General features: G+C 54.7%; 11 protein-coding genes. 5 read left to right on the plus strand and 6 right to left on the minus strand.

Going from position 1 to position 12,094, the window contains the following annotated elements:
- Positions 1-228 precede the first annotated feature (228 nt).
- Complete coding sequence (locus VGH19_18930; protein HEY1173450.1) at positions 229-1,041, plus strand: RluA family pseudouridine synthase; 813 nt, start codon at positions 229-231, stop codon at positions 1,039-1,041.
- 18 nt (positions 1,042-1,059) lie between these two features.
- On the opposite strand, the gene VGH19_18935 is transcribed toward VGH19_18930, so the two are convergent.
- On the minus strand, positions 1,060-1,953 hold the full coding sequence (locus tag VGH19_18935; GenBank protein ID HEY1173451.1) for a cation diffusion facilitator family transporter: 894 nt from the start codon (positions 1,951-1,953) through the stop codon (positions 1,060-1,062).
- 185 nt (positions 1,954-2,138) lie between these two features.
- Here VGH19_18935 and VGH19_18940 point away from each other — a divergent pair, with 185 nt between their 5' ends.
- On the plus strand, positions 2,139-3,176 hold the full coding sequence (locus VGH19_18940) for a PmoA family protein (GenBank protein HEY1173452.1): 1,038 nt from the start codon (positions 2,139-2,141) through the stop codon (positions 3,174-3,176).
- A gap of 22 nt (positions 3,177-3,198) precedes the next feature.
- The gene (locus VGH19_18945) at positions 3,199-4,668 is read left to right on the plus strand and encodes a Gfo/Idh/MocA family oxidoreductase (GenBank protein HEY1173453.1); all 1,470 of its coding nucleotides are present in this window, start codon (positions 3,199-3,201) and stop codon (positions 4,666-4,668) included.
- Between the two features lie 78 nt (positions 4,669-4,746).
- Here VGH19_18945 and VGH19_18950 read toward each other — a convergent pair whose 3' ends face one another.
- The 4 genes from VGH19_18950 to VGH19_18965 are packed head-to-tail and all read right to left on the minus strand — an operon-like array spanning position 4,747 to position 7,694.
- On the minus strand, positions 4,747-5,577 hold the full coding sequence (locus tag VGH19_18950; GenBank protein HEY1173454.1) for an ABC transporter permease subunit: 831 nt from the start codon (positions 5,575-5,577) through the stop codon (positions 4,747-4,749).
- A gap of 10 nt (positions 5,578-5,587) precedes the next feature.
- Positions 5,588-6,490: an ABC transporter ATP-binding protein gene (locus VGH19_18955; GenBank protein ID HEY1173455.1), complete on the minus strand. Its 903-nt coding sequence runs from the start codon at positions 6,488-6,490 to the stop codon at positions 5,588-5,590.
- Positions 6,487-7,041, minus strand: a complete 555-nt coding sequence (locus VGH19_18960; protein ID HEY1173456.1) for a type II secretion system protein — start codon at positions 7,039-7,041, stop codon at positions 6,487-6,489. Before VGH19_18960 ends, VGH19_18955 begins: the two co-directional genes overlap by 4 nt.
- Before the next feature lie 2 nt (positions 7,042-7,043).
- Positions 7,044-7,694 (minus strand): hypothetical protein, encoded by a 651-nt coding sequence (locus VGH19_18965; protein HEY1173457.1) that lies wholly within the window; start codon positions 7,692-7,694, stop codon positions 7,044-7,046.
- 84 nt (positions 7,695-7,778) lie between these two features.
- On the opposite strand from VGH19_18965, the gene VGH19_18970 reads away from it, so the two are divergent.
- Entirely contained in the window at positions 7,779-8,741 is a 963-nt protein-coding gene (locus VGH19_18970; GenBank protein HEY1173458.1) for an alpha/beta fold hydrolase, read from the plus strand.
- Positions 8,742-8,800: 59 nt separating this feature from the next.
- Here the strand turns inward: VGH19_18970 and VGH19_18975 are convergent, their stop codons facing one another.
- A complete protein-coding gene (locus VGH19_18975; protein HEY1173459.1) occupies positions 8,801-10,111 on the minus strand; it encodes a glucose-1-phosphate adenylyltransferase in 1,311 nt (436 codons plus the stop codon).
- 104 nt (positions 10,112-10,215) lie between these two features.
- Between VGH19_18975 and glmS the strand changes: the two genes are divergently transcribed.
- Entirely contained in the window at positions 10,216-12,072 is a 1,857-nt protein-coding gene (glmS, locus tag VGH19_18980) for a glutamine--fructose-6-phosphate transaminase (isomerizing) (GenBank protein HEY1173460.1), read from the plus strand.
- Positions 12,073-12,094: the final 22 nt, after the last annotated feature.

Here is a 12,094-nt window from a genome sequence, read left to right on the forward strand (position 1 = left end):
GGGTGGGGCAAAGCTGCCGCTTTGCCCTGACTTTGGCCTTCACCGCCGGCCTCTCAAATGAAACCGCCCCCCGAAAAACACAGCTCTCCCTGTCCTCAGTCTTGTTCATTCACCCTTTATAGACTTGTGGGTAATGCTCAGCCTCAACGGCGTGAGGGTGAGAACATCAAAAGCATTACCCCTGAATCTACGCTTTCTCAGAATGCACTATCCCTCTATCTTTTTCGCGTGGCAAAACCGCAACACATGGAACTCGGCGAAGGCCGGAACATCACGCGCATCCCCATTCTCTATGAGGATCGCTCCGTCATGGCCATTGATAAACCCGCTGGCTGGCTCCTCGTCCCCTTCTCCTGGCAACGCACGCAGCGAAATCTCCAAGCCGCGGTCACGTCCTCCATCTCCGCTGGTCACTTCTGGGCACGCTCGCGTAATCTGAAGTTCCTCCGCCACGTCCATCGACTCGATGGCGACACCAGCGGCATCCTCCTTTTCGCGAAAAGCCTCGGCGCCGTGGATACCTACAGCGACCTCTTCGAAACCCGTCAGATGGAGAAAACCTATCTGGTCGTCGTCCACGGCGTTCCCAAGCAAACCGAATGGACCTGTACCGCCAAGCTCGCTTCCGATCCGCAACAGGTCGGGCGCATGCGTGTGGATAACAAAGAGGGCAAAGACTGCGAAACCTCTTTCCGCGTCCGTGATACCAATGGCACCTGGAGCCTCGTCGAAGCCTTCCCAGTGACCGGTCGCACACATCAGATTCGTGTCCACCTATTAGATTCGGGTCATGCCGTCGTAGGCGATGATTACTACGGCCCCGACGCTGGCGATGGCCATAAACACCTGCCACCTCAACGCACCCCCTACCCCTTAGGCCTCCGCGCCGCCACTCTCGCCTACTTCGATCCTTTCCTACGCAAGAACACCCGCATCAAGGCTCCGATGGACGACTTCATCACCGCCTTCGGTTTCCAACCTCCTCCTAAACCAACCAAGCCGGAGGCACGCACTGGTCCCCATCTGAAAACTGAAAACTGAAAACTTAGAACTCTTTCCTCATTCCTTCGTCATTCTTTGGCCGTATGGCTCGATGTGTACCAAGACATCCTCCACCTGTGGCATCGCACTTTTGATCCTGTCTTTCACCTGATGTGCGATATCATGAGCGCTCAAGACGGTCATCTGCGGGTCCACTTGCACATGAATATCCACAAAGAGATGTGGACCCGCTTTGCGGATCAGACACTTCTCAATATCTTTCACGCCCTCCACTGCTCCGCCCAAAGACCTCACTTGCCTCTCGATCTCTGGATCCGCTTTGACATCCATCAATTCATTGGCGGCATTACGAAAAAGTCGTGAACCATTCCAGCCAATGATACCCGCAGCAAAAAACGCAGCCCAATCATCAGCCGCTTCGTAGCCTGGACCACCGAGCAAGGCCACAGCGATGCCGATGAAGGCGGCAGCGGAAGTAAGCGCATCGCTCCGATGATGCCAGGCATCCGTCTCCACAGCCGTGCTCTCAACCGTGGCCGATTCCTTTAGCACATGACGAAAAAGGGTTTCCTTCACCAACACGACGCCAAGCAAAACGATCAAGGTGAATGGAGCGGGCATGGAATGCGGCGTGAGAATCTCCCGGACCGCCGTGATGCCGATCCAGACGGCGGCAAAGATGAGCATCGTGGACACCACAGCAGCCGCGATCGGTTCGGCTTTGCCATGACCGTAGGGATGATCCTTGTCCGCCGGCTCCTTCGCCACTACCAACCCGCGCCACACGATCACCGAGCTGAATACATCCGCCAGCGATTCCACCCCATCCGCAACCAAGGCATGCGAATGCCCCACCACACCGGCGATCGTCTTGCCTGCGGCCAATACCGTGTTCACGATCATGCCGATGAATGTCACCCGTAGACTGCGCTGTAAACGATCCATTTCCATGCGACCAATAGCTTTGTCACTCTACCATTCCATCTCCCCCTCGGTAATGGCAAGCCAGTCAATGTTAGGCAAACCAATGAATTTGCCTCCTCCGCACTTCGTCAAACCCCGAGATTTCGGTCACGATTCACAGGCCTTTTGCATTGACCGCCCATCGCTCAAAACTAACATTCACCTCCATCGCTATGACCCGGTTCAAAACGTTGCCATTTTTGTTCTCTTTGCTGCTCTGCACCGCCTGTGCCACTACGGATAAAGGTGCTTCCACCCCCCGCAAAACCACTGGCGTCAAGATTACTAAGGATGATACCGCGCTCAGCATCAAAGTGAACGGTGCCCTCTTCAGCGTTTACAACTACAATGCCGACGGCGCGAAACGCCCCTACTTCTATCCCGTCTACGGTCCCAGCGGCAAACTGACCGTTCGCAACTGGCCGATGAAGGAAGTGCCCAACGAAGAACGAGATCACCCGCACCATCAAGGCATCTGGTTCGGCCATCGCGAGGTCAACGGCATGACCTTCTGGGATAACAACACGAACGGTGGCTACCAGGTCCACGAGAAGTTCGTCGATATCAGTAGTGGCAAGAAAGCGGGCCAGTTCACCGAAAAAGTCCGCTGGGATGATAAGGATGGCAAGGAAGTCTGCCGCGATGTCCGCACCATCACCATCCTGAACAAGCCCGAGGGCTACTTCATGGACTTCGAGATCACCCTCTTCGCTACCGGCGGCAAACTCCATTTCGGCGATGACAAGGATGGTCTTATGGCCATCCGCGTGGCCGAATCCATGCGCCTGAAAATCCCGAACGAATGGAACAAAGCCAAGTCCGGCACTAAAGCAGGTGAAGGCCACATCGTCGTAAGCGATGGTTCACGCGATGATTCCGCCTGGGGCAAGAAAGGCCCTTGGTGCGATTACTACGGCCCCGTTAACGGCGAGACCATCGGCGTCGCCATCTTCGATCACCCGGACAACCTCCGTTATCCCACCTGGTGGCACGTTCGTGATTATGGCCTCTTCGCCGCCAATCCCTTCGGTAAACGCCATTTCGAGAAGCTTGCCGACACCAAGGCGGGCGACTTCGAACTCCCCGCAGGCAAAAGCATCACCTTCAAATACCGCTTTTACTTCCACAAAGGCGATGAAAAGCAGGCCCGCGTGGCCGATCATTACGCCGATTATCTGCGCGAAACCTCTTTGCGCCTGACCAGCCGTTGATTTAGACTGTCCCCATTCTCCTATGAAGAACCAAACACGTCGTAACTTCTTGAAGACCTCCCTCTTCGCCGGAGCCACCATCGCGTGGACCGCGAAGTCCTGGGCGCAAGTCCCGGGTGCCAACAGCTCCATCCGCGTTGCTACTGTCGGCTTCCGTGGCCGTGGTAAAGATCACATCGGCGGCATGCTCAAGCTCGCCCCGGAAGGTGTGAAATACGTCGCCCTGTGCGATGTGGACCAGAAAGTTTTGGATAGCGGCAAAGACGCCTTCGCCAAGATGAAGGAACCGCTGACGGTGGATACCTACACCGACATGCGGAAGATGTATGACCGCAAGGACATCGATGTCGTCACCATCGCCACGCCGAATCACTGGCACGCTCTGGCTGCCATCTGGGCCATCCAGGCGGGAAAAGATGTGTATGTGGAGAAGCCCGTTTCTCACAACGTCTGGGAAGGCCGCAAGATCGTCGAAGCCGCCCGCAAGTACAACAAGATCGTCCAGACCGGCACGCAAAGCCGCTCCAGCCATGCGATCAAGGAAACGATCGCTTGGGTGAAAGCTGGCAACCTCGGCAAGATGAAGGTCGCCCGTGGTCTGTGCTACAAGCCCCGCGCCAGCATCGGAGACACCGAAGGCGCACAAACCGTTCCTGAAACCGTCAATTACGACATCTGGTGCGGCCCCGCCCCGCTCACGCCGCCGATGCGTAACAGCAAGACCTACGGCCCCATCCACTATGAGTGGCACTGGTTCTGGGCTTACGGCAATGGCGACTTGGGCAACCAAGGCATCCATCAGATGGACATCGCCCGTTGGTTCCTCGGCGTCGATCACCTTTCACCCAAAGTGTTCAGCGTCGGTGGCCGTCTTGGTTACAAAGACGATGCCGAAACCCCGAATACACAGATCGTCTATCATGACTACGAAGGCACACCCTTGATCTTCGAAGTCCGTGGTTTGCCCCAAAAGACCGGGGCCAAAGAAATGGACAAATATAAGGGCGGCAGTGTGGCGGTTATCATTGAATGTGAAGGCGGCCACGTCACCGTGCCGAACTACACCAGTGCCACGGCGGTGGATAAGGACGGCAAGACCATCAAGGAATGGAAAGGTGCCACCGACCACTACGATAACTTCATCCAATGCGTGAAGAGCCGCAAGGCATCTGACCTGCACGCGGACATCTGGGAAGGCCACCTCTCCAGCGCCCTCTGCCACACTGGCAACATCTCTTATCGTCTCGGCAAGAAATCCTCGCCGGACGAGATCAAGGAAACCATCAAGGGCAGCCCGGATGCCGTTCCGACCTTTGAGCGCATGGCCGAACACCTCGCTGCCAACGGCGTGGACATCAAGGCTGACAACTTGACCGTTGGTCCCGTGCTCACGATGGACCCCAAGACCGAGAAGTTCGTCGGCAATGCCGAGGCAGACAAGATGCTGACCCGCGAGTATCGCGCGCCTTACGTGGTGCCCGAACGCGTGTAAGCGGAATTCTCTTCAAATCAAAACCGGGTTTCGGCGAAATGCTGAAACCCGGTTTTTCTTTTTCTGAAATCTTACACCTTACGATTTGATGTCACGCAATTGAAACACCGTGCAGCCTACCACCAGAAAGGTCAGGTTGAACCCTGTCAAAATACTCACTGACTCCCAGATTCGCGCCACGGGGATAGGCTGCGCCAGCATAAGCTGCCAGAGGTTAAGATGATAAGTGAGAAACCAATGCTGAATATCTTCAAAAAACGGGATATTCATCAGTATTATGTTCAGAAAAATGAACGAGAGCCCCAGTATGGTTGCTGCTGCGGGTTTCACGTTGAAACAGGAAAACATGAATGCCAAGGTCATGATCGTGGTCGCATTTAACGCCATCATCAACACCGCCCATGTATAATGGATAAGCCCATCGCTCGGCGAAAAAACGCTGAACAAGCCCGGCATAAACGCGAACATCCCTCCCCACGGGAACAGGATTTGTGCAAACAAAACTCCAAATGCCCCCAGACAGATCGCGCAAGAGATGGAGAAGATCACTCCAGCCAGCCATTTGACCATCAACAAACGCAAGCGGCTGATGGGCCGGGACAATATCATGCGCAATGTTCCATCTTCCGCTTCCTTGGCCACCATGTCTCCCCCCACCAAAGATACGTAGAGCGGTAACATCATCATCGCTATGGGGATAAGCATGAGAGTTGCCACCGTCAGACTGGTGATGAACTCTTCCGGAGCATAACCGTTTCCAACCAAGGTGCTCCTCATGTTTTTGAGACCTTGAAATTTCGCGATGAGCACGACTGTGCATTGCGTCAGCAGAAACATCAGGAAGCCAATATACGTCCGCTTCTTCCCGAACAGTTTCCAGAGTTCATTGCGTAATTGCAGCCAAAGCATCTTATGTCCCTCAGTTCTTTTTCCCCGCTGCTTTCACCAGTGATAGATAAAAATCCTCCAGCGTCGCCTGATGCGGTGCCATCTCCTGCACGCGGAACCCTCGTTCCACCACGCACTCCACCAACTGATCCGGCGTGACCTTGTCTGCCAGCGCAAACAGATCTCCCTCCCTTTCATCCACCACCATCCGCATATGCTTCAATTGTGCTCGCAAGCGTTCCGGCTCCGAAGTCCTCAGTCGCACCCAAGTCTTATCCCCGCGCACATCCTTCAAGGTGCCTTCAAACACTTTCACCCCTTTCTGCATCACCGCTATACGCGTGCAAAGTTGCTCCACTTCATTGAGCAGATGCGAGGAAAGCAAAATAGTTAGGCCCAATTCGCGTTGCAGCCGCAAGATCGTCTGCCGCATTTCATGGATTCCCTCGGGGTCCAGACCATCACTCGGCTCATCCAAAATGAGCAGTTCCGGATTCGGCAGAAGGGCTTGGGCCAAAGCCAACCGTGTCCGCATGCCATGCGAATAGGTCCTCACTGCCGCTTTGTCACGTCCCGTCAACCCCACCCACTCTATCACTTCCCGCAAACGCTCCGGCGGAGTAGGTGCTGTGTAATGGCTGAGTATCTCCAAATTCCTCCAGCCACTGAGGTAATCGTAGAAGACCGGCGTCTCGAAGATGGCACCCACTTTTTCCAAAGCCTTCTGACGATGCTGTGTCACATCATGACCGCAGACCCGCACCTCACCCTCTGTCGGCCATACCTGCCCCAGCATCATGCCGATGCATGTGCTCTTGCCCGCCCCATTGTGACCCAGCAAACCAAATATCTCTCCCTTCGGCACGGTCAGATCGATCCGCTCCACGGCAGCCCTTTGCCCGAACACCTTGCGCACCCCTTTGAGCTCGATCACTTGGTTCCCTCCACAGCCAGCAGGTTTTTCAAATGCCCGTCAGCATACAGATAGTTCACCGCTTTATCTTCACCTTTTGCCCGGTGAAACGATTCCTTATCAAAGAACAAAGGCACTTGGTACGATTTGAAATTCATCGAAAAAATACGGAACCGGTCTTCCGCCTGCCCATTCACGAGCACATTCCATGCATAGCTCGAGCCGGTTTGCTGAAAAAGTTGCTTGTCATCCGAGGGGCAACGCCACACCTGGGCCGCACCGACGAAGTTCGAGAGAATCCGATCCGGACTGCTCGGAAAGTTCGTCATGAACGTGTTCGTGCTCACCGGGCGATCATACATCACCGGCATGCGTTGCTTGTTCTGATCCACATAGAGCTGCAAGCCGATGCCCAGTTGCCTCAGATTGCTCAGACACTGAGTGGCTTTCGCTGATTCCTTGGCTTTGGAGATCACCGGCAAAAGCATGGAAACCAAAATACCGATCACCGCGATCACCACCAGCAACTCCACCAAGGTGAAAGCTTTATGGGATGTGCGATGTGCTCTCATGCTTAACGCCGGAACAACCGGCCGCTCTCCATTGTTTTCTGCAACTCTTCCATGAAAGGTGCCAGCTCGGCCTTCGTCTGGGCTGAACTGTCTTTGTAAAAAGAGTTCAACCCCATCTTCATCACCTTCGCTTGAAGTTCCGGCGTCAATTCCGGTTCACGCTCACGCCGTTTGGCTTTTTCTTTGCTCTTTTCATCACCTGCAGATGCCATCTCCGTATCTTGCTCTTCGCGCGCTTTCTTCATCCGCTTGATCGCCTCACTCACCGCTTTCTGCCGCTTGTCCTCCGGCATTTCTTCAAACGCCGTCATCATCTGTTTGAAGCCCGTCGGCAATGTATCCTCCAAAAATTGCTCCTTCTCCGCATCGGTCATCTGCTTGAAAAGCCGCCCCCATTCATCATCCATCCGGGCACGCCGACGGTCTTCGTAACCAAGTGCATTCAACATGGCGGCAAGTTTCTTCAGCCGTTTTAACCTTTCTTCCGGAGAAAGGCTGCTGAGATCGGTGTCATGAAGGGAAGTGACGATCTTTTCCACCGTCACCTTCGCATTGCGCGCGAGGACAAAGCCAGTGATCGCCACCACCCACACCGCCACAAAGACGGATACGGCGATCATCACCACTCGTTTTTGTCTTTGGGTCACAGCCATAGCTTATGCCAAACCAGATTGGATGCCACTGAAAAACTACGATTGCGATTTGCCGAAAAACAAATCTGCAGTTATGCATCCTGTGTGCGACGCTCCTTCTGTCACGCTCTCGACTGGCTGGCCATCCAGTTAGCCTGTCGAAGTCCGCAACGTGGCATCCATCTGCCTGAGCCGCATAATCGCATCACCAACTTGCTGGCTCTTCCCGATTTCTTTTCCGATCAAGTCGCACCATTGGCTGAGATACATTTTGACGGCGATCATCATTTCTCCTTTCCCTCGCCGCTGCCTTGTCCTTGGCCTGCCAATAATACTGTTCACGGCAGGATCTATCGTTCGGAGAACGAGTGGATGAAGCGCCCTGTTGTGCTTCTACTTCACGGTTGGAACGGGGAATTGAATTATGAGCTGCTCTTTCCTTGGATGGGTCGCAGACTGGCTGCGGAAGGTGTGACCGCACTTAGCGTCCTGCTGCCTTATCATGGCAATCGCAAACCGAATGAACCGGGAGCCATCCGTAATTTCATCTGTGATGACGTCGGTTCCGTCCTGGCTGCCGCCCGTCAAAGCATTGCCGACTGCCGCGCACTGATCCGTTGGCTGCATGCGCAAGGCTGTCCTCACATCAGCGTATTTGGATTGTCCTTCGGTGGCTGGCTGACGGGGTTGCTAGCTTGTCATGAACCACTTCTCTCCAGCGCCATCCTAGGCACGCCCATCAATCGCATGGATCGCTCCTTGCGTGAACTTGCCTTTTGCCAGCCCCTTAAGGAAAAACTTGAAGAACACCAACTCGGCGTGACTCAGTTTGATCTCGCTAATCAAAAGCCGCTGCTATCGCCGAAACAGATACTTCTCCTTGAATCCACTCACGACCTGTTCACCCCTGCCGAAGCCGTTGAGGAACTCTGGCAAACTTGGCAGCAGCCGGAGATATGGCGCGTTCCTCACGGTCATATCAGCGTCCTTTTCTCCAGGAAAATCATGACCCAAGTGTGCGATTGGATCGTCCAGCAATCCCAGATCAACAACAAGCCCGCACGATAAGCAAAACAGCCGCCAGAAGTTCATCTGGCGGCTGTCGCTGATAAACTTTTCAGGTCCGCCTAAATCACCGTCCCGCTCGGCACCACGCCATTTTTCGGGATGATGACGATACCATCACGCACATAATAGAGCGGATGATCGATGTCTCCCGTTTTGCCATCAGCAGTGATCGTCACGTTGTCACCGATACGCGCATTCTTATCGATGATGGCATTCTCGATCTTGCAGTTCTTGCCGATACCGATCGGCGGACGCCCCTTCTCGCTGTTCTGCTGGATGGATTCCATGGACTCGTAATAGTCCGAGCCCAGCAGGATACTGCGATGAATACGTGAACCCGCTCCCACCAAACTTCGGATGCCCACCAGTGTGTGGCTGATGCTCGCGTAGTTCAAAATACAACCGTCCGAAATGATCGAGTGGCTTACTTCGGCACCATTGATCTTCGTCGCCGGCAGGAAGCGCGGACGCGTGAAGATCGGAGCCGTCATGTCGAAGAAGTTGAAGCGCGGCAGCTCTGCCGTGAGATCAATGTTCGCATTGAAGAACGAACGGATAGTTCCAATGTCCTCCCAATAGCCTTGGAAGACATAGGAGAACACCTTGTGCGTGTTGATGGCACCCGGGATGATGTGCTTGCCGAAATCCGTCAGATCATTCTCCAGCAATTTCAGCATCACATCACGGTTGAAGACATAGATGCCCATCGACGCGAGAAACAGTTCGCCATCCCCTTCGATGCCCAGCTCGGGATACCAATCTTTTTCCAACACCAACGTATCCTGCACAGCGGGATCTTTCGGCTTCTCGACGAAGCGCGTTATCCGGCGTTCCTCGTTGATCTGCATGATCCCCAATGCGGAGGCATCCCCACGTGCCACCGGTATGGTCGCGATGGTCAACTCCGCACCTGTAGCCTGATGCTGGGCCACGATCTTCGCGAAATCCATGCGATAGAGCTGGTCACCGCTCAAGATCAAGGCGTAGTCGAAATCATGATTGCGGAAATGCATCAAATTCTTCCGCACGGCATCAGCCGTTCCTTGATACCAGGTAGTGTCTGTAAAAGTCTGTTCCGCCGCGAGCAATTCCACGAAGCCACCGGAAAAATGATCGAACTTGTAGGACTGCGAGATATGCCGGTGCAGGGAGGCTGAGTTGAACTGCGTAAGCAAGTATATCTTGTTCACGCCTGAGTTCAGGCAGTTGGAAATGGGGATATCGACCAGACGGTACTTCCCCGCCAACGGCACGGCGGGTTTCGCGCGCTCTTTCGTCAGCGGAAAAAGCCGCGTCCCTTGCCCGCCACCCATGATGATGGCCAGGACTTTCAGAGGTTTACCAGTTGGCACAGCCGTTCCATTGGGCATAGAATCCTTTTTCTTGCGGTTCGTTTGACCGTCTCTATACCCTGCTCTATCAGTTGAGGGCAACGAGATTCGTTTATCTCAATTTGTTCAAAGCTTTATAAATCATGTGCGGAATCATCGGATACGTCGGCAAGCAACAAGCCACCCCCATCCTGCTGGAAGGTCTCCGGCGTCTGGAGTATCGCGGCTATGACAGTGCCGGTGTTGTAGTCAGTCAGAATGGCGACCTTGCAACCCGCAAGAAGAAGGGGAAAATTGATGAGGGCCTCTCACGCCTCGTCACTCAACAACCAGTTCAAGGAAACACTGGTGTAGGCCATACCCGCTGGGCGACCCATGGTGCCCCTTGCGATGAAAACTCCCACCCCCACCTGGATCAATCCGGCAAGATCGCCCTCGTCCATAATGGCGTCATCGAGAACTACGAACGCCTGAAAGCCCGCTTCCTGAAGGCCGGACACATATTTCATTCGTCCACAGATACTGAAGTCCTCGCACATCTGGTTGGCGAACATTACGAAAAGCTGAATGGCCATGCCGCACCTGGTTCCAAACTTGCCCAAGCCGTGGCGAACGCACTCCGTGAAGTGATCGGCACCTACGGCATCGCCGTCATCTGCAAGGATGAACCCGGCGTCATCGTCGGGGCTCGGCGCGGATCACCCCTCATCATCGGCGTGGGCGAAGGTGAAAACTTCCTCGCCAGTGATTCCAGCGCCATCGTCGCTCACACTCAAAAGGTCGTTTACTTGAACGACTACGATGTGGTGACGCTGGATAAGGACGACTTTAAAGTCATCAACCTCGGCACGGACACTGCCAAAGTCCAAATCAGCCAGATCGAGTTCAATGCTGATGCTGTGGAGCGTGGTGAATATGCCCACTTCATGCTCAAGGAGATCTTTGAACAGCCCCGCACCGTGGAAAATGCCATGCGTGGCCGAATCGATCTCGATGAAGCCATGGCCAAATTCGGCGGCCTGAACATGACCAGCGCTGAATTGCGGGGCGTGGACCGTGTCGTCATCTCCGCCTGCGGCACAAGTTGGCACGCAGCTCTAGTGGGTGAATACCTTTTCGAAGAATTTGCCCATTTGCCGACCGAAGTGGAATACGCCAGCGAGTTTCGCTACCGCAACGCTCCCATTGAAAAACACACTCTTGTCCTCGTCATCACCCAATCCGGCGAAACCGCAGACACTCTGGCATGCTTGCGCGAGGCCCGCCGTCGCGGTCACAAAGTTCTGAGCATCTGCAATGTCGTCGGCAGCACGATCGCTCGTGAAGCCGATGGCGGCATCTACCTGCATGCCGGGCCTGAGATCGGTGTCGCCTCTACCAAAGCGTTCACCTCACAGGTCACAGTCCTTACCTTGCTTGCGCTCTACATGGGCCGTCTGCGCATGCTCTCTCATGGTCGCGGCCAGCAGATCATCAAGGCGCTGGAGGCCGTGCCCAAGCAGATCGAATCCTTACTGGCACAGAACGAGCGCATCAAGCAGATCGCCCTCAAGTATTCGCACGTGGAAGACTTCTTCTTCCTTGGCCGCCAATACACCTTCCCCGTCGCGCTTGAAGGTGCCTTAAAGCTCAAGGAAATCTCCTACATTCACGCGGAAGGCTATCCTGCCGCTGAGATGAAGCACGGCCCTATCGCGATGATCGACGAACGCACACCAACCGTGTTCATCATTCCGAGCGATGGCCTCTATGAGAAGACCTACAGCAATCTCCAGGAGATCAAGGCCCGCAAAGGCCCCATCATTGCGCTCGCCACGGAAGGCAACAAGGACATCAGCACGAACGTGGAGGATGTCATCTATCTTCCCGCCACGCTGGAGCCGATCTTCCCTTTGTTGGCCGTTGTGCCGCTGCAACTGCTCTCTTATCACATCGCCGTGGCACGCGGTTGCGATGTGGACAAGCCACGCAATCTGGCTAAGAGCGTGACGGTGGAGTAATCATTTCCTTTCAACCAAGATC

The organism is Verrucomicrobiia bacterium (genome assembly GCA_036405135.1).
GTDB lineage: Bacteria > Verrucomicrobiota > Verrucomicrobiia > Limisphaerales > JAEYXS01 > JAEYXS01.

Bases quoted from the DNA above. Each gene is read 5' to 3' on its own strand.
- VGH19_18935 (HEY1173451.1), bottom strand. From the start codon at position 1,953: ATGGAAATGGATCGTTTACAGCGCAGTCTACGGGTGACATTCATCGGC.
- VGH19_18940 (HEY1173452.1), top strand. From the start codon at position 2,139: ATGACCCGGTTCAAAACGTTGCCATTTTTGTTCTCTTTGCTGCTCTGC.
- VGH19_18945 (HEY1173453.1), top strand. From the start codon at position 3,199: ATGAAGAACCAAACACGTCGTAACTTCTTGAAGACCTCCCTCTTCGCC.
- VGH19_18950 (HEY1173454.1), bottom strand. From the start codon at position 5,577: ATGCTTTGGCTGCAATTACGCAATGAACTCTGGAAACTGTTCGGGAAG.
- VGH19_18960 (HEY1173456.1), bottom strand. From the start codon at position 7,041: ATGAGAGCACATCGCACATCCCATAAAGCTTTCACCTTGGTGGAGTTG.
- VGH19_18965 (HEY1173457.1), bottom strand. From the start codon at position 7,694: ATGGCTGTGACCCAAAGACAAAAACGAGTGGTGATGATCGCCGTATCC.
- VGH19_18975 (HEY1173459.1), bottom strand. From the start codon at position 10,111: ATGCCCAATGGAACGGCTGTGCCAACTGGTAAACCTCTGAAAGTCCTG.
- glmS (HEY1173460.1), top strand. From the start codon at position 10,216: ATGTGCGGAATCATCGGATACGTCGGCAAGCAACAAGCCACCCCCATC.